Annotated in this window: 17 protein-coding genes; 9 read left to right on the top strand and 8 right to left on the bottom strand. The window is 71.6% G+C overall.

The features are described from left to right. Positions 1-96: 96 nt before the first annotated feature. From IE294_RS17035 to IE294_RS17030, 3 genes are all read right to left on the bottom strand, one after another. Positions 97-1044 carry a beta-ketoacyl-ACP synthase III gene (locus tag IE294_RS17035; RefSeq protein WP_189886871.1) on the bottom strand — a complete coding sequence of 316 codons (948 nt, stop codon included), beginning with the start codon at positions 1042-1044 and terminating at the stop codon, positions 97-99. A 136-nt stretch (positions 1045-1180) separates the two neighbouring features. Further along, positions 1181-1309: an MFS transporter small subunit gene (locus IE294_RS49040; protein WP_258055802.1), complete on the bottom strand. Its 129-nt coding sequence runs from the start codon at positions 1307-1309 to the stop codon at positions 1181-1183. After that, positions 1284-2612, bottom strand: coding sequence for an OFA family MFS transporter (locus IE294_RS17030; protein ID WP_189886869.1), 1329 nt, complete (start codon positions 2610-2612; stop codon positions 1284-1286). The genes IE294_RS49040 and IE294_RS17030 overlap by 26 nt, the downstream gene beginning before the upstream one ends. 268 nt (positions 2613-2880) lie before the next feature. On the opposite strand from IE294_RS17030, the gene IE294_RS17025 reads away from it, so the two are divergent. The 5 genes from IE294_RS17025 to fdhD are packed head-to-tail and all read left to right on the top strand — an operon-like array spanning position 2881 to position 9310. Next, the gene (locus tag IE294_RS17025; protein ID WP_189886867.1) at positions 2881-3852 is read left to right on the top strand and encodes a 2-dehydropantoate 2-reductase; all 972 of its coding nucleotides are present in this window, start codon (positions 2881-2883) and stop codon (positions 3850-3852) included. Beyond that, positions 3849-5768: a molybdopterin oxidoreductase family protein gene (locus IE294_RS17020; protein WP_189886866.1), complete on the top strand. Its 1920-nt coding sequence runs from the start codon at positions 3849-3851 to the stop codon at positions 5766-5768. Before IE294_RS17025 ends, IE294_RS17020 begins: the two co-directional genes overlap by 4 nt. Before the next feature lie 5 nt (positions 5769-5773). Further along, complete coding sequence (locus IE294_RS17015; RefSeq protein ID WP_189887102.1) at positions 5774-7597, top strand: NADH-ubiquinone oxidoreductase-F iron-sulfur binding region domain-containing protein; 1824 nt, start codon at positions 5774-5776, stop codon at positions 7595-7597. Further along, entirely contained in the window at positions 7594-8454 is an 861-nt protein-coding gene (locus tag IE294_RS17010) for a 2Fe-2S iron-sulfur cluster-binding protein (RefSeq protein ID WP_189886864.1), read from the top strand. Before IE294_RS17015 ends, IE294_RS17010 begins: the two co-directional genes overlap by 4 nt. 7 nt (positions 8455-8461) lie before the next feature. Further along, positions 8462-9310: a formate dehydrogenase accessory sulfurtransferase FdhD gene (fdhD, locus tag IE294_RS17005; RefSeq protein WP_189886862.1), complete on the top strand. Its 849-nt coding sequence runs from the start codon at positions 8462-8464 to the stop codon at positions 9308-9310. Between the two features lie 195 nt (positions 9311-9505). Here the strand turns inward: fdhD and IE294_RS17000 are convergent, their stop codons facing one another. Both IE294_RS17000 and IE294_RS16995 read right to left on the bottom strand, forming a co-directional pair. Continuing rightward, complete coding sequence (locus IE294_RS17000) at positions 9506-10027, bottom strand: isochorismatase family protein (RefSeq protein WP_189886860.1); 522 nt, start codon at positions 10025-10027, stop codon at positions 9506-9508. 19 nt (positions 10028-10046) lie between these two features. Then, on the bottom strand, positions 10047-10484 hold the full coding sequence (locus IE294_RS16995; RefSeq protein WP_189886858.1) for a MarR family winged helix-turn-helix transcriptional regulator: 438 nt from the start codon (positions 10482-10484) through the stop codon (positions 10047-10049). 128 nt (positions 10485-10612) lie between these two features. Here IE294_RS16995 and IE294_RS16990 point away from each other — a divergent pair, with 128 nt between their 5' ends. Both IE294_RS16990 and IE294_RS16985 read left to right on the top strand, forming a co-directional pair. After that, positions 10613-11557 carry a quinone oxidoreductase family protein gene (locus tag IE294_RS16990; protein ID WP_189886856.1) on the top strand — a complete coding sequence of 315 codons (945 nt, stop codon included), beginning with the start codon at positions 10613-10615 and terminating at the stop codon, positions 11555-11557. 114 nt (positions 11558-11671) lie between these two features. Then, positions 11672-13549, top strand: a complete 1878-nt coding sequence (locus IE294_RS16985; protein ID WP_189886854.1) for a sialidase family protein — start codon at positions 11672-11674, stop codon at positions 13547-13549. On the opposite strand, the gene IE294_RS16980 is transcribed toward IE294_RS16985, so the two are convergent. Continuing rightward, positions 13499-14542 (bottom strand): bile acid:sodium symporter family protein, encoded by a 1044-nt coding sequence (locus IE294_RS16980; RefSeq protein WP_373315824.1) that lies wholly within the window; start codon positions 14540-14542, stop codon positions 13499-13501. The two genes, IE294_RS16985 and IE294_RS16980, sit on opposite strands and share 51 nt — an antisense overlap. Before the next feature lie 142 nt (positions 14543-14684). On the opposite strand from IE294_RS16980, the gene IE294_RS16975 reads away from it, so the two are divergent. Both IE294_RS16975 and IE294_RS16970 read left to right on the top strand, forming a co-directional pair. Continuing rightward, complete coding sequence (locus tag IE294_RS16975; protein ID WP_189886851.1) at positions 14685-15554, top strand: LysR substrate-binding domain-containing protein; 870 nt, start codon at positions 14685-14687, stop codon at positions 15552-15554. A gap of 263 nt (positions 15555-15817) precedes the next feature. Beyond that, positions 15818-17644 (top strand): AMP-dependent synthetase/ligase, encoded by a 1827-nt coding sequence (locus IE294_RS16970; protein ID WP_189886849.1) that lies wholly within the window; start codon positions 15818-15820, stop codon positions 17642-17644. 21 nt (positions 17645-17665) lie between these two features. Here the strand turns inward: IE294_RS16970 and IE294_RS16965 are convergent, their stop codons facing one another. Beyond that, positions 17666-19696 carry a PQQ-dependent sugar dehydrogenase gene (locus IE294_RS16965; protein ID WP_189886847.1) on the bottom strand — a complete coding sequence of 677 codons (2031 nt, stop codon included), beginning with the start codon at positions 19694-19696 and terminating at the stop codon, positions 17666-17668. Further along, a complete protein-coding gene (locus IE294_RS16960; RefSeq protein ID WP_189886845.1) occupies positions 19693-24222 on the bottom strand; it encodes a glycosyl hydrolase family 28 protein in 4530 nt (1509 codons plus the stop codon). Before IE294_RS16960 ends, IE294_RS16965 begins: the two co-directional genes overlap by 4 nt. Positions 24223-24231 lie beyond the last annotated feature (9 nt).

The raw sequence follows: 24231 nt of genomic DNA, 5'->3' as shown, positions 1-24231 counted from the left end.
CGGTGCACAGTATTCAGCACCAGGCGTACGGAAGCACGGGGCAATCCAGCCGAGTACGCACCTGAGCCCCCTGTGACTCGTATGGGCACCGCGCCGCTAGGGGCACCGCACGACCTGACCGGCGTACGACAGATTGCCGCCGAAGCCGAACAGCAGCACCGGATCGCCCGTGCTGAGCGCCCCCCGTTCGGCCAGCTTGGAGAAGGCGAGCGGGATGCTGGCGGCGGAGGTGTTGCCGGACTCGGTGACGTCGCGGGCGACCACCGCGTTGACGGCACCGATCTTCCCGGCCAGCGGCTCGATGATCCGCAGGTTGGCCTGGTGCAGCACGACCCCGGCGAGGTCCTCGGGGGCCACCCCGGCCTTCTCGCAGGCCTGGCGGGCGATGGCCGGCAGCTGGGTGGTGGCCCAGCGGTAGACGCTCTGCCCCTCCTGCGCGAACCGCGGCGGCGTGCCCTCGATCCGCACGGCGTGCCCCATCTCGGGCACCGACCCCCACAGCACCGGCCCGATCCCGGGCTCCCGGTCCGGCCCGCACGCCTCCACCACGGCCGCCCCGGCGCCGTCGCCGACGAGGACGCAGGTACTGCGGTCGGTCCAGTCGGTGACGTCGGACATCTTGTCGGCGCCGATGACGAGCGCCCGGGTCGCGGCGCCGGCCCGGACGGTGTGGTCGGCGGTGGCGAGGGCGTGGGTGAAGCCGGCGCAGACGACGTTGACGTCCATCGCGGCCGGCCGCGGGATGCCGAGGCGGGCGGCCACCCGGGCGGCGGTGTTCGGGGAGCGGTCGATCGCGGTGGACGTGGCCACCAGCACCAGGTCGATGTCGGCGGGCGCGAGTCCGGCGGCGGCGAGGGCCTTGGCGGCGGCGTGCGCGGCCAGTTCGTCGACCGGTTCGTCGGGGCCGGCGATGTGCCGGGTCCGGATGCCCACCCGGCTGCGGATCCACGCGTCACTGGTGTCGACCATGCCCGCCAGGTCGTCGTTGGTGAGTACCTTGGCGGGCTGGTAGTGACCGATGGCGGCGATGCGCGAGCCGTTCATGCCGGGTGTCCCCTCGTGCCGTGGGTAGCGGGATCCACAGTCTGATCAGTGACTCGCGAGTACGACGGCAGGTGAAGTCACAGGAATCGGGCGCCCGGGTTGTCGGCTTCCCTCAGGCCCCGGGACGCCCGGCGCCTCACCCGGTGAACAGCTGTGTCGCCTTCCGCACCAGCTCGTACAGGCCGTAGGCGAGGGGCGTGCCCACCCACAGCCAGGCGAAGGCGATCAGGCCCCTGCGGCTAGGCGGGCTGCTGTCGCTGGGCATCTGCGGCCTCCCTCGGGGCGGGGACGTGGTGGCGGGGGTGCACGGGGCGGACGAGTTCACCGGCGACGAAGCCGATGACGAGCAGCCCGATCATGATGCCGAACGACAGCCCGTACCGCGACGAGCCGTGTTTGCCGGCCGACTCCTGACGGTCGGCGATCCAGTTGACGATCAGCGGCCCGAGCACGCCGGCCGTGGACCAGGCGGTCAGCAGCCGGCCGTGGATGGCACCGACCTGGTAGGTGCCGAAGAGGTCCTTCAGATAGGCGGGGATCGTCGCGAAGCCGCCGCCGTAGAAGGAGAGGATCACCAGCGCGCACAGCACGAACAGCGGTTTCGAGGTGTCTCCGAACAGCGCGATCAGCAGGTACATCAGCGCGCCGGCGCCGAGGTAGACGCGGTAGATGTTCTTGCGGCCGACCCGGTCGGAGGTGGAGGACCAGCCGATGCGGCCGGCCATGTTGGCGGCCGACAGCAGCGCGACGAAGCCGGCCGCGGCCGAGGCCGACACGGGGGTGGAGCTGTCCGCGAAGAAGTCCGTGATCATCGGCGCGGCCTTCTCCAGGATGCCGATGCCGGCGGTCACGTTCATGCACAGCACGACCCACAGGCACCAGAACTGCGGGGTGCGCACGGCCTGGCGGGCCGAGACCTGCACGCCGTCGACGGCGCTCGGCCCGCTCTCGACGGGCCTCTCGGTGCGCGGCACACGGACCAGGAGGACGCCGAGGGTCATGAAGGCGGCGTACGACAGTCCGTGCACCAGGAAGGCGAGGGCGATGCCATCGTTGTCGGAGCCGAAGGATTCGAGCATCTGGGCCGACCACGGCGAGGCGATCAGGGCGCCGCCGCCGAAGCCCATGATGGCGATGCCGGTGGCCATGCCCGGCCGGTCCGGGAACCACTTGATCAGGGTGGAGACGGGCGAGATGTAGCCGATGCCGAGGCCGATCCCGCCGACGAAGCCGTAGCCGAGGACGATCAGCCAGTACTGCTCCGTCCGGGCGCCGAGGGCGGAGATCAGGAAGCCGGAGGAGAAGCAGGCGAGGGCCACGGTCATCGCCCAGCGCGGGCCGTTGCGTTCGACGAGCGTGCCGCCGAACGCGGCCGACAGGCCGAGCATCACGATCGCCACCTGGAAGGGCAGCGCGCTCTGGGTGCCGTCGAGACCCAGCGCGGATTCGAGCGGCGGCTTGAAGACGCTCCAGGCGTAGGCCTGGCCGATGGAGAGGTGGACGGAGAGGGCGGCGGGCGGGACGAGCCAGCGGCTCCAGCCCGGGGGTGCGACAGGGGGGCTGCTCATGACGCCGGACGGTAGGGCCGGGCACGGGCGTTGGGAAGGCGGCCGTCGACCGTATGCGGTGAACGGTATGCACGCCGCGCTCAACGGTCGGTCGCCGAGCGGACCCTCCGACGGTCGCCGCACGAGCCGTCCAACAGTCGCCGCACGAACCCTTGCTGACACCAACTCCATACTGTAGACAATATTTCGTCGACAGGATTCAGCCGACGTGTCCGCCGGCTCCCGTCCTCACCTCCGCGGTATCCCTCAAACCGAACGGAGCGTCCCTGTGAAAGTCGCAGTCCTCGGCGCCGGTGCCATCGGCGCCTACGTCGGTGCCGCGCTCCACCGCGCCGGCGCCGACGTGCACCTCATCGCCCGTGGACCGCACCTCGCGGCCATGAGGCGGCACGGCGTCCAGGTGGTCAGCCCGCGCGGCGACTTCACCGCGCACCCCCGTGCCACCGACGACCCGGCCGAGGTCGGCCCGGTCGACCACGTCTTCCTGGGCCTGAAGGCCACCGCGTACGCGGCGTGCGGGCCGCTGATCGCACCCCTGCTGCACGAGCGCACCACGGTGGTGGCCGCGCAGAACGGCATCCCCTGGTGGTACTTCCACCGGCACGGCGGCCCCCACGACGGCCACCGCCTGGAGAGCGTCGACCCGGGCGGCGCCGTCAGCGCGGTACTCGCCCCCGAACGGGCCGTCGGCTGCGTCGTCTACGCTGCGACGGAGCTCCAGGCACCCGGCGTGGTGCGGCATGTGGAGGGCACCCGGTTCTCCCTCGGCGAGCCCGACCGCAGCCGCTCGGCGCGCTGCCTGGAACTGAGCGCGGCGATGCGGGCCGGCGGGCTGAAGTGCCCCGTGGAACCGGACCTGCGCAACGACATCTGGCTCAAGCTGCTCGGGAACATCTCCTTCAACCCGATCAGCGCCCTGGCCCGGGCCACCATGCGGCAGATGTGCCGGCACGGCGGCACCCGCCGGGTCATCGAGACGATGATGCGCGAGACGCTCTCCGTCGCCGAGGCCCTCGGCTGCGAGGTGGGCGTCTCCATCGAGCGCCGGCTCGCCGGTGCGGAACGCGTCGGCGACCACCGCACCTCCACCCTCCAGGACCTGGAGCGCGGCAAACCGCTGGAGCTGGACGTGCTGCTCGCCGCCGTGGTCGAACTCGCGGAGATCACCGGCGTGGAGGTGCCCACCCTGCGCACCGTGCACGCCATCTCGGACCTGCTCGCGCTGAGGAGCGCCGCATGAGGAACCGGCAACCGAAGACCTACACCCGGCTGACGCGCCCCCTGGTGCGCGACTCGCGTGACGAACCGTTCCGGGAGGCGAGCTGGCAGGAGGCGCTGGACCGCGCCGCCCGGGGCCTGGAGCGCAACCGGGGCGCGTTCGGGATGTTCTCCTGCGCCCGCGCCACCAACGAGATGAACTACGTGGCGCAGAAGTTCGCGCGGGTGGTGATGGGCACCAACAACGTCGACTCCTGCAACCGGACGTGTCACGCGCCCAGCGTCGCGGGGCTGTCGGCCGCGTTCGGCTCCGGTGGCGGCACGTCGTCGTACGAGGAGATCGAGCACACCGACGTCATCGTGATGTGGGGCTCCAACGCCCGCTTCGCGCACCCGATCTTCTTCCAGCACGTGCTGAAGGGGATCCGGGGCGGCGCCCGGATGTACGCCGTCGACCCGCGCCGGACCTCCACCGCCGAGTGGGCGGAGAGCTGGCTCGGGCTGAACGTCGGCACCGACATCCCGATGGCGCACGCGATCGGCCGGGAGATCATCCACGCCGGGCTGGTGAACGAGGCGTTCGTCGGGCGGGCGACCACCGGCTTCGAGGAGTACCGCAAGCTGGTCGAGCCCTGGACGCTGTCCCTGGCCGAGAAGGTGACCGGCGTACCGGCCCGCGCCGTACGCGAGCTGGCGCACGCCTACGCCCGCGCCGAGCGGGCCCAGCTGTGCTGGACCCTCGGCATCACCGAGCACCACAACGGCACCGACAACGTCCGCGCGCTGATCAACCTCTCCCTGCTCACCGGCCACGTCGGCCGCTACGGCTCCGGGCTCCAGCCGCTGCGCGGGCAGAACAACGTGCAGGGCGGCGGCGACATGGGCGCCATCCCCAACCGGCTGCCCGGCTTCCAGGACATCCTCGACCCGGACGTCCGGCTGAAGTTCGAGTCGGCCTGGGACACCGTCATCCAGCCGCACTACGGGCTGAACCTGACGGAGATGTTCGAGGCCATGGAGGACGGCCGGCTGCGCGCGGTCTACTGCGTCGGGGAGAACCCGGCCCAGTCGGAGGCCGACGGCGAACAGGCCGTACGCCGCCTGAAGGCACTGGACTTCCTCGTCGTCCAGGACATCTTCCTGACGAAGACCGCCGAACTGGCGGACGTGGTCCTGCCCGCCACCGCCGGCTGGGCGGAGACCGAGGGCACCACCACCAACAGCGAGCGGCGCGTGCAGCGGGTGCGGCGGGCCGTCAGCCCGCCCGGTGAGGCCCGCGAGGACATCGACATCATCTGCGAACTGGCCGCCCGGCTGGGCCACGACTGGAAGTACGCCGACGCGGAGGCCGTGTGGAACGAGCTGCGGTCGGTGTCCCCGGACCACTACGGGATGACGTACCGCCGGCTGGCGGAGCACCAGGGCATCCAGTGGCCCTGCCCGAGCACCGAGGAGCTCGAACCTCCCTTCCTGCACGGCCGGTTGTGGGAGCCGGACCCCGGGCGGCGGGGCAGGCCGGCGCCGTTCGGGCTGGTGCAGCACGATCCGCCGGTGGACCTCACCGACGAGGAGTACCCGGTCCGGCTCACCACCGGCCGGCGGCTGGACTCCTACAACACCGGTGTGCAGAGCGGCGGTTTCGCCTCGCCGCTGCGGCGCGGCGAGTACATCGAGCTGTGCCCGGAGGACGCCGAGCGGTACGGGGTCGTCGTCGGCGAGGAGGTGCGGGTCTCCTCACGGCGGGGCTCGGTCGTGGCCCCCGTGTGGATCGACACGGCCCTGCGCCCCGGCCTCGCCTTCATGACCATGCACTTTCCCGACGAGGTCGACACCAACCGGCTGACCATCGAGGCGAACTGCCCGATCGCGGGGACGGCGGAGTTCAAGGCGTCGGCGATCCGGATCGAGAAGCTGCCCGCATCGACCCATGTGAGGTGACCTTCGTGGACCTGCACTTCGGCGACAGCAAACCGACGGACGAGGAACGCGCCGCCGTGGACGCGCTGCTGGGCCCCCCGGAATCGGCCTGGGAGGGCGCGGACCGTACCGACGCCGACCTGCGGTGGGCGCGCGGCGGCCGGGCGGCCCGCGACCGGCGCGATCTGCTGCTGCCGGGGCTGCACGCCCTCAACGACCGCGTCGGCTGGATCAGCGAGGGCGGCCTCGGCTACCTGTGCCGCAGGCTGACCGTACCGCCGGCCGAGGCGTACGGGGTGGCCACCTTCTACGCCATGTTCTCCGTCCGGCCGCGCCCCGCGACGGTCCTGCACGTCTGCACCGACCTGGCCTGCATGGCCGCCGGTGCCGAGGAGGTGTGCGCCGGGATCGAGGCGCGGCTCGGCCCCGGCAGCGGGGTGGGCGTCGAGCGCGGCCCGTGCCTGGGCCTGTGCGAACGCGCCCCGGCCGCGCTGGCGGTCCGGGCCGGCGACCCGGTGCGCACGGCGGTGTCGGCGCCCGCCTCCGTGACGGAGGCCGTCGACGCGGCGGGCGCACCGGACGCGGCGCCCGAGGAGCCGCCGGCCGTGGCCGCGGTGCCGCAGGCGGGAGACCCCTCGCTGACGCTGCTGCGCCGGGTCGGCGCGGTGGACCCGTCCTCGCTGGACGACTACCGGGCGCACGGCGGCTACACGGCCCTGCGCCGGGCCTTCGCGCTCGGCCCGGCCGGGGTGATCCGGGAGGTGACGGACGCGGGCCTGGTCGGACGCGGCGGCGCCGCCTTCCCCACCGGCCGCAAGTGGCAGGCCACGGCGTCCCAGCCGGACCACCCGCACTACCTGGTGTGCAACGCCGACGAGTCCGAGCCCGGAACCTTCAAGGACCGGGTGCTGATGGAGGGCGATCCGTTCGCGCTCGTGGAGGCGATCACCATCGCCTCGTACGCGGTCTCCGCGCACCGGGCCTTCGTCTACATCCGCGGTGAGTACCCGCGAGCGGTCCGCCGGGTCCAGCACGCCATCGACCAGGCCCGTGCCCGCGGTCTGCTCGGCGACGACGTCCTCGGCCAGGGGTACCACCTGGACATCGAGATCCGGCGCGGCGCCGGCGCCTACATCTGCGGCGAGGAGACCGCCCTGTTCAACTCCATCGAGGGCCACCGCGGCGAGCCCCGCAGCAAACCGCCCTTCCCCGTGGAGAAGGGCCTGTTCGGCAAGCCGACCGCCGAGAACAACGTGGAGACACTGGTCAACGTCCTGCCGATCCTGACCATGGGCGCCCCGGCGTACGCGGCGATCGGCACGGCGCGCTCCACCGGACCGAAGCTGTTCTGCGTCTCCGGCAGTGTCGACCGGCCCGGGGTGTACGAGCTGCCGTTCGGTGCCACGCTGGGCGAGCTGCTGAGCCTGGCCGGGGTGCGCGCGGGGCTGCGGGCGGTGCTGCTCGGCGGGGCGGCCGGCGGATTCGTACGGCCCGACGAGCTGGACCTCCCGCTCACCTTCGAAGGCACCCGGGAGGCGGGCACCACGCTGGGCTCCGGGGTGGTGATGGCCTTCGACGACACCGTGCCGCTGCCCCGGCTGCTGCTGCGCATCGCCCGGTTCTTCCGGGAGGAGTCCTGCGGCCAGTGCGTACCCTGCCGGGTCGGCACCGTGCGGCAGGAGGAGGCGCTGCGCCGGATCGCGGACCGCACCGGCGCCGGCGCCGCGGACGACATCGCCCTGCTGCGGGAGGTCGGCCGGGCCATGCGGGACGCCTCGATCTGCGGCCTCGGACAGACCGCGTGGAACGCCGTGGAATCCGCCATCGACCGTCTGGGGGCCTACTCATGACCGCGATACCGATCGGGGTGCCGCGCCGGCTGGTCGAGTTCACGCTCGACGGGCAGGAGGCCCGGGTTCCCGAGGGCGCCACCGTCCTCGACGCCTGCCGGGCCGCGGGCAAGGACGTCCCGACGCTGTGCCAGGGCGACACCCTGCGCCCGAAGAACGCCTGCCGGGTGTGCGTGGTGGAGGTCGAGGGGTCGCGGACGCTGGTGCCGGCCTGCTCGCGCCGGGCCGAGCCCGGCATGGAGGTGCGCACGGACACCGAGCGCGTCCGGCACAGCCGGAAGATCGTCCTGGAGCTGCTGGCCTCCTCGGCCGACCTGTCGACGACACCGCGGGCCGCCGAGTGGATCAAGGAGTACGAGGCGAAGCCGGACCGCTTCGGCCCCGACGCGGCCCGCCTGAACGACGAACCGAAGATCGACAACGAACTGTACGTGCGCGACTACGCGAAGTGCATCCTCTGCTACAAGTGCGTCGACGCCTGTGGCGACCAGTGGCAGAACTCCTTCGCGATCTCGGTCGCCGGGCGCGGTTTCGACGCGCGGATCGCCGTGGAGCACGACGCGGCGCTGACCGACTCGGCCTGCGTGTTCTGCGGCAACTGCGTGGAGGTGTGCCCGACCGGGGCGCTGTCCGCCAAGCGGGAGTTCGACCTGCGGGCGGCCGGCGACTGGGACGCGTCGCGGCAGACGGAGACGACCACCGTGTGCGCGTACTGCGGGGTCGGCTGCACGCTCACCCTCCACGTGCAGGACAATGAGATCGTGAAGGTCACCTCACCGCACGACAACCCGGTGACCCACGGCAACCTCTGCATCAAGGGCCGTTTCGGCTACCAGCACGTACAGAACCGGGGCTGATCAGACCATGGGACGAGTCACGGAACGACGCAAGGTCCTCCGCATCCGGGACGGGGCGGTCTCCACCCGGCCGGACACGCTCGTCGCCGAGGAACCTCTGGAGATCCGGCTGAACGGCAAGCCGCTCGCGATCACCATGCGCACCCCCGGCGACGACTTCGCGCTCGCGGCCGGCTTCCTGGTGAGCGAAGGAGTGCTCGCCACGGCGTCCGACCTCCAGAACATCGTCTACTGCGCCGGGGCGACGGTGGACGGCTCCAACACGTACAACGTGGTCGACGTGAAGACCGCTCCGGACGTCACGCTCCCGGACTTCACGCTGGAACGGAACGTCTACACCTCCTCCTCGTGCGGACTGTGCGGCAAGGCCAGCCTGGACGCCGTCCGTACGACCGCGCGCTGGCCCATCGCGGACACTCCCCCGCTCCGGATCACCCCCGAACTGCTGGCGAGCCTGCCCGACCGGCTGCGGGCGGCCCAGCGGGTGTTCGACCGGACCGGGGGCCTGCACGCGGCGGCCCTGTTCAGCGAGGAAGGGGAACTGCTGGACACCCGGGAGGACGTGGGCCGGCACAACGCGGTCGACAAGCTGATCGGCCGGGCGCTCCAGAACGACGCCCTGCCGCTGTCCCGCACGATCCTCATGGTCTCGGGCCGGGCCTCCTTCGAACTGGCGCAGAAGGCGGTGATGGCGGGCATCCCGGTGCTCGCGGCCGTGTCGGCGCCGTCGTCGCTGGCGGTGGACCTGGCCGCGGAGACGGGGCTGACCCTGGTGGGCTTCCTGCGGGGCAGCTCGATGAACGTGTACGCGGGCCAGGACCGGATCGCCCTGCGGGAGGCAGCCGCCCAGGGCTGACCGGGCCCCTCCTCCTTTGGCTTCGTTCGCCTCCGGGGGCGCCTCAGCCGGTGCCGAGAGCCCGATCGTGCTCAGCGCTTCGCGCCTCCGCGCGTTCGGTCTCTCGACACCGGCGCGCCCCCTGCGGCTCTCTTCGCGGCCGGCGCGTGGGGACAGCCGGGCTTGGTGGGCCCTTGCCCCTGGTCGGGGGTCTGTTCAGGCGAAGCTGATGTCCGTCGACCTCGTCACCGTGCCCAGTCTCGGGAAGTCGAGGCGTACCGATGCCTCGTGCTCGGCCGCGGTGAACGCTGCCATGGTGTCCTCGGCGAAGACGAGGTCGTAGCCGAGGTCGGCGGCGGCGCGGGCGGTGGACTCGACGCCCAGGTTGGTGGCGATGCCGCCGAACACCAGGGTGGTGATGCCGCATGCGCGCAGCCGCTCGTCCAGGCCGGTGCCCTGGAAGGCGCCGAGGGTCCGCTTGACGACCTCCAGGTCGCCGTCCCGGCGCAGGCCGGGCACCAGCCCGCTGCCGGGCGGTTGTTCGGCGACGGCGGGGCGCTCGACCCGCACGAGGACGACGAGGGCACCGGCGCGGCGGAAGGTGGTGGCCAACTCCTCCGCGGCAGCGAACACTTCGGTTCCTTTGCGGGGTTCCAGGGGCAGCGCGACGACACGGTCCATCAGGTCGACGAGGAGGAGGGCGGTGCGCTGCGGATCGAGCACGGGAGCTGCGGTCATGACGGAACGTTAACCGTCGTCAGCCGTCCGTGCCGGAAATCCGGATCAACAGGCCCATGAACTGATCGCGTTCGGCGGCCGACAGCGGGGCGAGCAGTTCGTCGTTGGCCTCGCGGGCGGCCTTCTCGCAGCGCACGAGGAGACGGGCGCCCTCCTCGGTGAGGGAGACGGCGTTCTTGCGCCGGTCACGGGGGTCGGGGGCACGCTCGACCAGACCGGCGGACTGAAGGTCGTTCAGGATGCCGACCACGTCCTTCGGGTCGAGGCGCACACCGCGGCCGAGGTCCGCCTGGGCGACCGGGGCGAGGTCGCGGACGGCGGAGAGGACGACGTGGTGCCACATCTTCAGCCCTTCCGCCGCGAGGGCCTCGGCGACCAGGGCACGGCCCCGCGCGGCGGCCCGGCCGAGGAGCCAGCTGGGCAGGGAGCGGATCGCGGGCAGGGGTGCTTCGGCCATGACGGCAGCCTAGCCGAAGAATCGTTGGACTTCCCCATGAACTTTCCTCTACCGTTGGGGCTCCCAACGATTTCATGGGTGTTCCCAACGATCGCTTGTGCCGGGTACGCCCGGCCTCTGGAGGTTCGATGCGTCGCGTCCGGTACGAGTCCACCGGCGGCCCCCTGTTCGTGGAGGAGGTGCCCGTCCCCGTGCCCGGCCCCGGTGAGCTGCTGGTGCGCTGCGCGGCCGTCGGGGTCACCCTGCCGGTGGTCCGCAAGGTGACCGAGGCCGCGGAGCCGGTGCCGGTGGGCGGTGAGATCGCGGGCGAGGTGGTGGCGGCCGGCGAGGGCGTGACCCGCTTCCGCCCCGGCGACCGGGTGACCGGGTTGTGCTTCGGACACGGGTACGCCGAGTACGCCCTGCTGCACGAGGCCATGGCCTCACCGGTGCCGGACGGCGCCGACGCCGTGACCGCGGTGGCGCTGGTGCGCAGCGGTCTGGTGGCCTGGGGGGCGCTGGAGGCGGCCCGCCCGGCACCGGGAGAGTCGGTCCTCGTCACGGCGGCGGCGAGTGGCGTGGGGCATCTGGCGGTGCAACTGGCGCGGGCGCGGGGTGCGGGGCGGGTACGCGGAGCCGTGTCCGGCCCGGGACGGGCCCAGGCCGTGGCCGGTCGGACCAAGGCGGACTTCGTGCGCTCGCTCGGCGCGGACGACTGCGTGCGGTACGGCGACGAGGGCTGGGGCGATCCCGTGGACTGCGTCCTGGACGCCGTCGGCGGCGACCTGCTCACCCCGGCCCTCGCCGCGCTCGCCCCGCACGGCCGCCTGGTCGCCTACAGCTCGGGCGGCGGCACCATCCAGGCGTACGACCTGCTGGTGGGGGCCAAGTCGGTGATCGGCTTCCAGATGGCGCTGATCGCCCGCGGCCGGCCGGAGCTGTACGAGCGGTGGCGGCAGGAGCTGTGGCGGCTGTTCGCCGAGGGTGCCCTGAAGCCCGTCGTGCACGGGGAGTTCGCCCTGGAGGACGCGGCGGCGGCGCACGAGGTGATCACGGGCCGGGCCAACCTCGGCAAGGTCGTCCTGCGCCCGTAACCGTCCGCACGCTCCTTGTGACCCGCGCCACTGCCAACTACCGTTCATGGGGCGCACGTTGGACGTGGGATGTCCGGATGTCCAGATGTCCGGCCGACGAAGGGCAGGTCGCACGTGCCGTCAGGTCTTCGCGCCCGTCTCAGATCCGCACTCGCCACCGCCGTCCTCGCCGCGGCCGGAACGGTCCTGCCGTTCCTCCCCGCTCATCCGGCGCACGCCCAGCCGGCGGGCGGCTCCCCGGCGTTCGAGCAGCAGGTGCTGTTCAAGTCCGCCCAGGACCCGGGCTACGCGTGCTTCCGCATCCCGGCGGTCGTCAGGACGGCCGACGGCGCCCTGCTGGCGTTCGCCGAGGGCCGGGTCCTCAACTGCGGGGACGCGGCGGACATCGACATCGTGCTCAAGCGCTCCACCGACGGCGGGCGTACCTGGGGCCCGTTGCAGGTGGTCAACGAGGGCGCCGGCGACACCCACGGCAACCCGGCCCCGGTCGTGGACCGCGTCACCGGCCGGGTCTGGCTCGCACAGACGTACAACACGGGGCGTACGGACAGCGCCAGTTGCCCGGTCCCCTGCGACCGCACCCCGCACCTCCAGTACAGCGACGACGGCGGCCGGACCTGGTCCCCGCCGCGCGATCTGAGCCCCGAGATCCTGCCCGCCGACTGGAACTCCTGGTACGCCACCGGTCCCGTGCACGGCATCCAGCTCACCCGCGGCCGGTACGCCGGACGCCTGGTCTTCGGGGTGAACACCGAGACCTGGGACGGCAGCCGGGTCACCGCCAACCACGCGGCCCTGATCGTCAGCGACGACCACGGCGGCCACTGGCGGATCGGCGCCACCGACACCTGGCCCATCGCCACCGACGGCACCTTCCGGCAGAAGCCCTCCGAGCTCACGCTCGCCGAACGCGGCGACGGCTCGATCCTGGTCAGCGGACGGGAGCAGGACGGCACCGACCTCGGCCACCGCACCCAGGCCGTCAGCCGCGACGGCGGCGGCAGCTTCACCGCGCCCTTCCGCGACCTGCCGGACCTGTACACCCCGCAGGTGCAGGGGTCGCTGCTGCGGCTGGGCGACCGCCTGCTGCTCGCCTGCCCCGGCGATCCCGACCGGCGCCGCACGATGATGATCCGCTCCTCCTACGACGGCGGCCGGACCTGGGACGGCGTGGACCGCGGCACGGTCGTCACCACGGACTGGGCCGGCTACTCCGACCTGGTGCGGGTCGACTCCGGGACGGTCGGCCTGCTGTACGAGGGCGGCGCCGTGGACGCCCGCGACGAGATCCGCTTCGCCCGCTTCACCGAGGACTGGCCGGCCCCCCGCCGCGGCCCCGACCCGGTCACCGCCGACCTCGCGCCGCACGCCCGCCCGGCGGCGGTGCTGGGCGGGCCGGGGGCGACGGAGGGGGTGTCCGGGGGCGCGCTGGAGTTCGACGGCACCGACGACGCCGTACGCCTGCCGTACCGCACCGGGCTCCCGCTGGGCGCGAAGGACTTCACGGTGTCGCTGTGGTTCCGGTACACGGCGACGGCCGGGGAGCAGCCGTTGCTGTGGATGGGCGGGATCGGCACCAGCCAGCCGCAGGTGTGGCTGCGCGGGGAGCCGGCGAACAACCGGGTGCGGGGGCTGATCACCGTGCGGAACGGAGCCACCCCGCCGCAGACCGCGTCCGTGTCCACGGACACCGCGTACAACGACGGCCGGTGGCACCACGCCGTACTCCGCCGCAGCGGGGGCCGGCTGTCGCTGTCCGTCGACGGTGCGCTGTCCTCCGCCGCCGATGTGCCGGGCTCCGTCAGCCGCAACTCCCCCTTCGGCGTGCACCTCGGTCAGCGCATGGACAGCCGTGCCCTCCTCACCGGCGCGCTGGACGAGGTGCGCGTCTGGGACCGGGCGCTCACCGACGCCGAACTCGCCGACCCCAAGGTGCTGCGGTCACCGCAGGACACGGTCCTGTGGCTGCCCCTGAACCGCGTGCGCGGCTGACGCGTCGGGCGCGTCCGTGGCCGCCTCCGGGTCATGGGCGCGCCGCTTGGCGATGACCGCGCACACCATCAGCTGCATCTGGTGGAAGAGCATCAGCGGCAGGACGGCCAGCGAGGCCTGGGTGCCGAACAGGACGCCGGCCATCGGCAGCCCGGAGGCGAGGGACTTCTTCGACCCGGCGAACTGGATGGCGATCCGGTCCCCCCGGCCGAAGCCGAGTGCCTTGGCGCCGTACCAGGTCAGCGCCAGCATCACGGCCAGCAGGACGGCCTCGACACCGAGCAGTCCGGCCAGCCGCACGGGGTTGACCTGGTGCCAGATGCCCTGGTTCATGCCCTCGCTGAACGCGGTGTAGACGACCAGCAGGATCGAGCCTCGGTCGACCAGCCCGAGGACCTTCTTGTGCCGGGTGACGAACCCGCCGATCCAGCGCCGCAGCAGTTGCCCGGCGAGGAACGGCGCCAGCAGCTGGAGCACGATCTTCACGACCGAGTCGGCGGAGAACCCGACCGCCTCACCGCCGAGCAGCCCCGCCGCGAGCAGCGGCGTGAGGACGATGCCGACGAGGGAGGAGAAGGACCCGGCGCAGATCGCGGCGGGCACGTTGCCCCGGGCGATCGAGGTGAACGCGATGGACGACTGGATGGTGGACGGCACCAGCGTCAGGAACAGCAGGCCCTGGTAGAGGGGCTGGGTCAGCAGCACCGGCACCAGCCCGCGCGCGGCGAGCCCGAACACCGGGAAGACGACGAAGGTGCAGGTCAGCACGGTGACGTGCAGCCGCCAGTGCTTGAGCCCGTCCAGCGCCTCACGGGTGGACAGCCGGGCGCCGTAGAGGAAGAAGAGGAACCCGATCGCGGCCGTGGAGGCACCCGAGCTCACGTCGGCGGCGGTGCCCCGGGCCGGCAGGAGCGCGGCGAGACCGACCGTGCCGAGCAGCAGCACGATGTACGGGTCGATCGGCATCCAGGTCGGCCGGCGCAGGCGTTTCACGGTGCTCCGATTGCTGTGGGTGACGTGCGGTCGCGGGCCCGTGGGACCCCCGTCGATTGTCCTCCTCCGGCCATTGATCGGGAATCCCGCATACCGCTCTGACTGTCATCATGGTGCGCGATGGCCGACTAGGCTCGGCGTCGTGTACGAACCGACGCACCTGCGCACCTTCCTCGCGGTCGCCCAGACGCTGAGCTTCACGCAGGCCGCCCGGCGGCTGGGGCTGCGCCAGTCCACGGTCAGCCAGCACGTGCGGCGGCTGGAGGACGCGGCCGGCCGGCAGCTCTTCTCGCGGGACACCCATTCGGTGGAGCTGACCGAGGACGGCGAGGCGATGCTGGGGTTCGCCCGCCGGATCCTGGAGGTGCACGAGCAGGCGACGGCGTTCTTCGGCGGCACGCGCGTGCGTGGCCGGTTGCGCTTCGGCGCCTCGGAGGACTTCGTCCTGACCCGGCTGCCGGAGATCCTGGAGGCCTTCCGCTCCGACCATCCGGAGGTCGACCTGGAGTTGACGGTGGAGCTGTCCGGCACCCTGCACGAGCGGCTGGCCGCCGGCAAGCTCGACCTGGTGCTGGCCAAGCGGCTCCCAAAGGACCCGCGCGGCGAGCTGGTCTGGCGGGACGACCTGGTGTGGATCGGCGCCGAGCGGCTGCGGCTGGAGCCCGACCGGCCCGTTCCGCTGATCGTGTACCCGCCGCCGGGCATCACCCGGGCCCGCGCGCTGGAGGTGCTGGAGCGGCAGGGCCGTGACTGGCGGATCGTGTGCACGAGCGGCAGCCTCAGCGGGCTGATCGCGGCGGCCCGCGCCGGCCTGGGGGTGATGGCCCACTCCCGGCGGCTGATCCCGCCGGGCCTGTTCCGGCTGCCCGACCGGGCCGGCCTGCCCGAACTGGGCAAGGTCGACTTCGTCCTCGTCCACGGCCACCGCCGGGGCCCGGCCGAGGCCGCCGCGGACGCGCTGGCGGCGGCGGTCCTGGCGGGCGGCGAGCGGCTGCGGCGCAGGAGCGACTGACCCACCCGCTGCGCCCCGCGTGCTCGGCGCCGTAATCGGGGCGTACAGATTCGGTGGAGATTACGGCACCGAAACTTACTGACCAGTCAGTAGTTGTGTCCGCCCTACCCCATGTGCGGGCATTTCAGGGTCACCGTCCCGGCGGAACGTGAGGTTTGCTCGGTTTCCGCACCCCTCCCGCACGCCGATCGGGTGGGGTAGCTTTCACGGCGCTGTGCGGTGCGTGGACCAACGTCACTGAGGCGCGAACACGGGGAGCGAGGTTGCGCGAGTTCACCAACCCTCCGTTGGCGTCGCCGCCGCCGGTGGGCGGTCTGGCAGACGTCGTCTTCGACCATGCCCGGACCGACCCGCTGCACATCGCACTCGGCCGCAAGGACGCCTCGGGACGGTGGCGGGACGTCACCGCCGCCGAGTTCCGCGACGAGGTCATGGCCCTCGCCAAGGGGCTGCTGGCCCACGGCATCCGCTTCGGCGACCGGGTCGCGATCATGTCCCGCACCCGCTACGAGTGGACCCTGTTCGACTTCGCCCTGTGGACCATCGGCGCCCAGGTGGTGCCCGTCTACCCCACCTCCTCGGCCGAACAGTGCTTCTGGATGCTCTACGACGCCGAGGTGACCGCGGCGATCGTGGAACACGAGGACCACGCGATGACCATCGCCACCGTCATCGACCGGCTGCCGCGGCTGCGCCGGCTGTGGCAGCTGGACGCGGGCTGTGTACAGGAGCTGTACGACGTTGGGGCCCACCTGGACGACGAGGTGGTGCACCGGCACCGGGAGGCGGTCACCCCGGACTCGGTGGCCACCGTCATCTACACCTCCGGCACCACCGGCCGCCCCAAGGGCTGTGTGATCACCCACGGCAACTTCATGGTCGAGGCGGACACCGTGATCCAGCGCTGGGAGCCGGTGTTCCACTCGAAGAAGGGCGACGAGGCGTCGACGCTGCTGTTCCTGCCGCTGGCGCACGTCTTCGGCCGGATGGTGGAGGTCGCCGCGATCCGCGGCCGGGTCCGCTTCGGGCACCAGCCGCAGCTGCACGCCGCGGCCCTCCTGCCCGACCTGGCCGCCTTCCAGCCGACGTTCGTCCTCGCGGTGCCGTACATCTTCGAGAAGGTGTTCAACGCGGCCCGCCGCAAGGCCGAGAAGGAGGGCAAGGCGGGGCCGTTCGAGAAGGCCGTCGACATCGCTGTCAGGTACGCGGAGGCGGTCGAGGCGAAGGCATGGGGCACCGGGCCCGGCCCGTCGGCGGGGCTGCGGTTGCAGCACCAGCTCTTCGACAAACTGGTGTACGCGAAGGTCCGGGCCGCGATGGGCGGCCGGATCCGGAACGCGATGTCGGGCGGATCGGCGATGGACCGCCGGCTGGGGCTGTTCTTCGCGGGCGCGGGCGTGCAGATCTACGAGGGGTACGGCCTGACCGAGTCGACGGCCGCGGCGACCGCCAACCCGCCCGAGCGCACCCGCTACGGCACCGTGGGCCAGGCCATCCCGGGCATGACCGTGCACATCGCCGACGACGGGGAGATCTGGCTGCGCGGCGCGAACGTCTTCCAGGGGTACCTCAACAACCCGAAGGCCACCGACCAGACCCTGCACGACGGCTGGCTGGCCACCGGCGACCTCGGCTCCCTGGACGAGGACGGCTATCTGACCATCACCGGCCGCAAGAAGGAGATCCTGGTGACCTCCGGCGGCAAGAGCGTCTCCCCGGGCGTGCTGGAGGAGCGGGTCCGCGAGCACCCGCTGGTCAACCAGTGCATCGTCGTCGGCAACGACCGCCCGTTCATCGCCGCCCTGGTCACCCTCGACCAGGAGGCGGTCGAACACTGGCTCCAGATGCGCGGCAAGCCGAGGATGACCCCGGCCAGGCTGGTGCGCGACGCGGACCTGGAGACGGAGGTGCGGCGGGCGGTGGTCGCCGCCAACACCCTCGTCTCCCAGGCCGAGTCGATCCGCACCTTCCGCATCCTGGCCCAGCCGTTCACCGAGGAACACGGCCTGCTGACACCGTCGCTGAAGCTGAAGCGGAAGGCCATCGAGAAGGCGTACGCGAACGAGGTCGAGGCCCTCTACCGGGCCTGACCCCCTGTCAGTCTCCTTTCGTCAGCTGATCGTCACCCGGAAGACCTGGTCGGACCCGTCCGCCGCACCTCCGTTGTTGTCGCAGTTGGTGGTGGTCAGCCACAGCTGGTCGGCGCCCGGGACCTTGGTGACCGTGCGCAGCCGGCCGTAGGTGCCCACGTAGTACGCGGTCGGGGTGCCGACCTTCTCGGTGTCGCCCTCGATCGGGACGCGCCAGAGGCGTTCGCCGCGCAGGGACGCCATGTAGACGACGTTGCGGACGATGGCGATGCCGCTGGGCGAGGCCTCGGAGACGTTCCAGGTGGCCTTGGGGTTGGTCATGCCGGCGACGGAGCAGGTGCCCTCGCAGGTCGGCCAGCCGTAGTTGGCGCCGGGCTTGATCAGGTTCAGTTCGTCCTTGGAGCTGTTGCCGAACTCCGCCTCCCACAGCCGCCCGGTGCGGTCGAAGGCGAGGCCCTGCGGATTGCGGTGACCGAGGCTGTAGACGTAGTTCCCGAACGGGTTGCCGGGGGCCGGCTTCCCGTCCGTCGTCATGCGCAGGATCTTGCCGTTGAGGGAGTTCCTGTCCTGCGCGAGGTCGGGCTGCTGGGCCTCGCCGGTGGAGACGTACAGCAGACCGTCCGGGCCGAAGAGCAGACGTCCGCCGTTGTGGTAGCGGTTCTTCTTGATGCCCTGGAGCAGGACCTTGTAGCCGCCGAGCGTGCCGCCGTCGTAGGTCATGCGGACGACCCGGTTGCCCTCGGCGGCGGTGTGCATGAAGTAGACGTAGTGGTTGGTCTCCCACCTGGGGTCGACGGCCACCCCGAGCAGTCCGCCCTCGCCGTTGGTGGTGACGGCGTTGGGGACCGTGCCCACCTGGGTCCGGGTGCCGTTCCTGGTCAGCTTCCACACCCGGAAGTCGTCCCGCTCGGTGACCAGCGCGGACTGGCCGTCGGGCAGCCAGGAGGTGCCCCAGGGGATGGTCCAGCCGCTGGACAGGGTGCTGATGGAGGACGGGACCCCGCCGTCGGTGGCGCAGGCATTGGTGGTGAAGGTGACGGTGTTGCCGGGCGGGGAGACGTTGCCGGCCGCGTCCCGGGCGACGACGTCCAGGCTGTACGGGCTGTCGCAGGCGAGGCCGGTCAGCGTGGTCGACGTGCCGGTGGTGACGGTCTTGTAGACGGTGGTGCCGCTGCGCACGTCGTAGGCGACGACGGCCCGGTCGTCGGTCGAGGGCCCCCAGGTGAGGTCGGCGCTGCTCGACGTGACGTTGTCCGCGCGCAGGGTGCCGGGCACGGTCGGCGGTGTGCTGTCGGAGCTGGGCCTGGTCGTGCAGTCGACGACCGGGCTGGCCGGTGAGGTGTTGCCGGCCGCGTCCCGGGCGATGACCGTGAGGTCGTACGTGGTGTTCGGAGTGAGCCCCGTCAGCGTCCTGGCGGTGGCGGTGCCGGGGGCCTCGCCGAGCTTGTTGCCGTGCTCGTAGAGGTCGTACGCCGTGACGCCCGTGTCGTCCGTGGAGGCGCCCCAGGCGAGGGTGAGCCGGTCCTCGCCGATGTCCGGGCAGGAGGGTGCGCCGGGGCGGGTGGGGGCCTGGGTGTCGGCCGGGGTGCCGAGGCTGACGCGGTCGAGGTTGGGGCCGCCGTTGTCGGTGGTGGCCGTGGCGCGCAGAGTGTTGGTGCCCGCCTTCAGGGTGACGTTCACGGCCTTGGTGGCCCAGGTGTTCCAGTCGGCGGTGGCCGGAAAGGAGACGGCGGGCGCGGCGACGGCGCCGTTGACGGAGAGGTCCATCGGCCGGTCGGTGGCGGTGCCGTTGGCGTACCGGAGGGCCACCGACGCGGTGCCGGCGAAGGCCGCGTCGACCGTGAACTCGACGTAGGAGCCCTTGACGTTGGTGTAGTCGACGAAGCCGCTGCCCGTGTACCCGGTGTGGTTGGTGGCCACGGTGCCCTGGGAGATGCGGGCGTCCTCGGCCTGGTAGTCGGTGGCCGCGCTCGCGGTGCCCTGGCCCAGCGCGACGAGCGGCACGGCCAGGGCCAGGGAGACGGAGCAGGCCAGGATTCCGTCGCGTGTCATGACTGCCCCCTCGACTGGCTGTTGACCGGGTTCACCCGGATGAGCCGTGTTTCGCCCGGCCGCAGCATCGCGCTGTACGTGTCGGCGATCACGCCCGTGTGGGAGCCGGACCAGAGGTCCGTGACGTCACCGGAGCCGGTGAAACCCACCTGCGACCAGTTCACGGAGACCGTCGCGTTGCCGGACGTACCGGTGTTGAACAGCGCGACCACGTACGCGCCGCTGTTCTCGCGTTTGCTCCAGACCTGCTTGACACCACTGTTCACCACCCGCTGCGCGGCCACGCCGTCCTGGTCGACGCCGATCAGCCGGTCGTTGGTGAGCATCGCCCTGTCGACCGGGTCGAGACGGGTGAGGTCCGTGCCGAGCAGCAGCGGTGCCGCCGCCATCGCCCACAGCGTGACGTGCGAACGGCGCTGGTCGGCGGTGAGACCCACCTGGTCGCCGTTGCCGATCTCCAGCGAGTCCAGGTCGTTCCAGCCGCCCGGCCCGGCGTACGGCTGCCAGGCCGCGGCCGAGGCGAAGCGCGCCGAGACGTGCGACCAGTCGGTGAGCGGATAGCCGCTGCCGTGGTCCCCGGGACCGCAGTAGCACTCCACGTCGCCCTGGGTCCGCCAGCTGTTGGCGAGCTGCCGCCAGGTGGTGGCGTGGTCGATCGGGAGGTTGTTGGACAGCGCGAAGGTGATGGGCCGGCCGGTGGCGCGCAGCGCCTTGTCCCAGGCATGGACGTCGGGGACGTCCTGGCTGCCCACACCGTCGATCTTCAGGTAGTCGACCCCCCAGGAGGCGAACTGCCGGGCCCAGGAGTCGACGAACTCCTGGGCGCCCGGCTTGGAGTAGTCGATGTAGTACATGTTCTTGCAGTTGTAGTTCTTCTCGGTCTTCGAGGTGTCCGCGATGTCCTTCGCGTGGTACGGCGTCCCCTCGATCGGCGTGTTCTTCAGGACCGCGTTCTTGGCGATGCCCGGGGTGACGTAGAAGCCGAACTTCAGGCCCTTGGCGTGGACGTGGTCGGCGAGGGCCTTGATGCCGGACGGGAACTTCGCCGGGTCGACGGCCCAGCGGCCGTAGGAGTCGACGGTGAAGCCGTTGTCGTCGCACTTCTGCCAGAAGTCGTCCAGGTTGACCTGGACGAAGCCGTGGTCCTCCAGACCGGCCGCGACCAGCGCGTCGGCCTGTGCCTTGATCTTCGCCTCGGTCGGCTGCCGCCGCACGAAGCTCCAACTGCTCCAGCCCATGGCGGGGCGCAGGGCCTGCCCGTTGTCCGAACGGACGCGCACGGCGGTCGCCGGGGTGGCGTACGACGTGCCGACCCAGGCCTCGTCGATCCGCAGCCGCTGGTAGCGGGTGGTGTCGGTGGCGGCGGCCCAGGTGGAGTCGACCTCCAGGCGGACGTACCGGGCGGTGGCGGCGGTCAGGTCGATGCCCTGCACGCCGCGGGCGCTCGGCAGTCGGCCCGTCTTCACGGCACTCCCCCAGTGCCTGCCGTCGTCGCTGAGGAACACCTTGTACGCCTTGATCCGGGCCGACTGCTCGGTGTCGGAGCGGGCGTAGGCGACGGAGTCCTCGCGCTGGTTGAGCCCGAGGTACCGCACCTTCTTCGCCGAGCCGAGGTCGAAGGTGAGGGTGACGGGCAGGGTCTTGCCGTTGTCCCAGTAGGTGAGGTGGTCGCCGTCGCCGGCGGCGGAGCCGGGGTGGCCGCTCGCCGAGGCGCTCGCGGTCACGGTGACGCCGGACAGGATGCCCTGCCGGCCTGCCGTGGTCACCTTGAAGACGGTGTCGTACGGGTCCCAGGCGCCGAGCCCGGTGAGCGTGAGCACACCGCCGGACTGCGACCAGGAGACCGCCTTGCCGGTACGGAGGTCGGTCACGGACACGACGCGGTAGCCGTTGTCGCGGATGCGCAGGGTGCTGGTGCTGGGCGGGGTCAGGACGTGGACGTACTGCCGGTCGGGGTCGTCCTTGGCGATGGTGGTCACGCCGTGGGCGCCGTCGTTCCAGAAGCCCGGCTTGAGGCCGCCGTACATGTAGCCGCCGCCCTCGGTGCCGTGCAGGGACTCCCAGACGGGGTCGAGGTAGCTGTCCGCGAAGGTGTTGAAGGCAGCCTGGTTGGCCGGGAACTTACCGTTGACCTGGGCGGTCTCGGCCATCAGGGCCTTCACCGAGGAACCGGCGTTGGTGATCAGCCGGCCGAGGGTGAGCCCCCGGTCGACCGCGGGATCGGATCCGTCGTACCACCAGGCGCCGGTCGACGGCAGTTTGAAGTCCGCCTCGGTCAGGCGCGGCTGGGCGGTGTACACGGCCTGCGGATAGTCGTACGCCGGCGTCATCCCCGTCTTCTGCTCATTGCTGATCATGTCCATGATCGGCGTGTCCTCGTTGTTGTTGCTGAGCGTGTAGGCGGGGCGCTTCTCGCGGATCTGCTCGTACAGGTGGTGGCTCTCCCAGTAGGCGTTGTCGTTGTCGATCCAGAAGCCGCCGAGGTCCGGGTAGCGGTCCATGACCTCGAAGAAGTTGTCGTAGGAGAACCGGCCGAAGCCGTCGCGGGTGGTCAGGTCGACGTCCTCGCCCTTGTAGGCGGAGTACGCGGCGGAGTCGAGCCATTCGTGGCCGCCCTCGGCGTGCCACTGGGGGTCGTCGGTCATGTAGAGGACGACCTTCATGCCCTTGGCCTTGGCGGCGCCTATCAGTTCACCGAGGAAGTCCCGCTGGGTGGAGCAGGAGCCGGGGATCCTGGACGGCCAGGGGCGGGCGTAGCCCAGCCGGCTGTGGAAGGTCGCCAGGACGAGGTACTGCGTGTGCAGTTTCCTGGCCTCGTTCACCCAATAGTCCGGCGTCCAGCCGCCGTTGGTGACGTCCTTCTCCCAGGCGGCGCAGCTCGTGTGGGCGGGCGCGGTGCGCAGGCCCCAGTGCAGGAAGAGGCCGCCGACGGAGGCGCGGAGGAAGGCCTGGCGGGTCTCGTCCGCCGCACGCGGGCGCACCGGCGTGGAGCAGTCCTGGCTGGAGCCGCTCGCCGAGACCCGCAGGGCGCCGCCGGAGGTGGTGTGGCTGTCGCTCAGGCAGTAGCCGGTGACGTTCCGGAAGCCGATGTCGTGCGGGGAGCCGCCGCCCTTCTGGGTGGTGAACCGGGTGAAGCGCAGGTCGCGCGCCGCGTCGGCGATGACGGCGGGGCGGCCGTCGTCGGCGGCGAAGCGCACCCTGCTGTCGGTGAACCGCACGTCATCAGCGTTGTGCAGGTACCAGCCGTAGGCCGGCCGGGTCCCGATGCTCTTCGGGTTGTAGTCGGTGGGGTTGTTGCCGGGCACATCGGTGGACATGGTGCCGTTGCCGCCGGGCACGGTGATGTCGACGTCGTCGAACCGCACGTCGCTGATCCGGTGGCCGCTCTCGCCCCACAGGGTCGGGCTGAAGGACGGGCTGCTGCCGGTGGCCGTGATGTGGTCGTAGGTGATGTCGCTGATCGAACCGACACCGGGACTGTTCCCGCACCGTTTCCGGGTGCCGATCTTCTGCATGATCGGCGAATGGACGTCCGTCATGGTGATGTCGCGGTAGTGGACGTCGGAGATCTTCGCGCCGTCCATGGAGACCATGCCGAGCCCTGACTTGTCGGCGCCCTCGATGCGGATCTTCTCGAACTGGTAGTCGGAGAAGTCGCCGCAGGTCTCGGAGCCGAACATCAGGGCGTTGCAGCAGCGCGCGGACAGGTAGGAGTCGCTGACCCGGACGTGGCCGTTGGGGAGCTTGGCGCCGAGGGCGTAGTCGCTCTTGAAGACCAGGGCGTCGTCGTTGGCCTCGATGTGCGCGTTGGTGACCGTGACGTCGGTGGTGGAGATGATGTTCCAGCCGTCGCGGTCGCTCGCGGTGTCGATGGTCAGACGGTCGGAGACGACGTTCTTGCAGCCGTTGATCAGGGCGGCGAAGTGGCCGCCGCGGCGCAGGGTGAGGCCGTCGCCGAGCCGCAGTCCGTCGCACCGGGTCAGGGACAGGATCTTGTCGGCCTCGCCTGACTTGGGGTTGCCGGTGATCAGGTTGCCGCCGCCGTCGATGACCCCTTCACCGGTGAAGCCGATGTCGGTCAGCCGGTCGCCGTAGATCATCGCGTTGTGGAAGTGGCTGTGGCCGTAGTCCTGGTACGCGTCGTTCGCGTTGGGTTCGGGGGCGTCGTAGGTGTCGGCGGAAGAGCCCTGGAGGGTGGCGCCCTTGTCGAGCCGGAGCGTCACGTCGCTCTTCATGTGGATGGTGTTCTTGGACTTGTAGGTGCCGGCCGGGAAGCGGACGGTGCCGCCGCCGGCCGCGTTGGCCGCCGTGATGGCCTTGTCTACGGCGGGGGTGTCGTTGGTGGACCCGTCGCCCTTGGCGCCGTAGTCGCGCACGTCGTAGACGGCGGCGGTCTGCCGCTGCGGGGCCGCGAGGGCCGACGGGTGGGCGAGTCCGAGGACGACGGCGAGGACGCAGAGCACGACGGCCGCGGCCGGCCTTCTGTGCGCGCCCCGAAGGCGCACCTGACGGTTCGGCGAATGCATGACGCCCCC

This window comes from Streptomyces canarius (genome assembly GCF_014650735.1).
Taxonomy (GTDB): Bacteria; Actinomycetota; Actinomycetes; order Streptomycetales; family Streptomycetaceae; genus Streptomyces; species Streptomyces olivaceoviridis.
The sequence above is the reverse complement of the archived record's forward strand: the minus strand, read 5'-3'. Positions and strand labels throughout refer to the sequence as shown.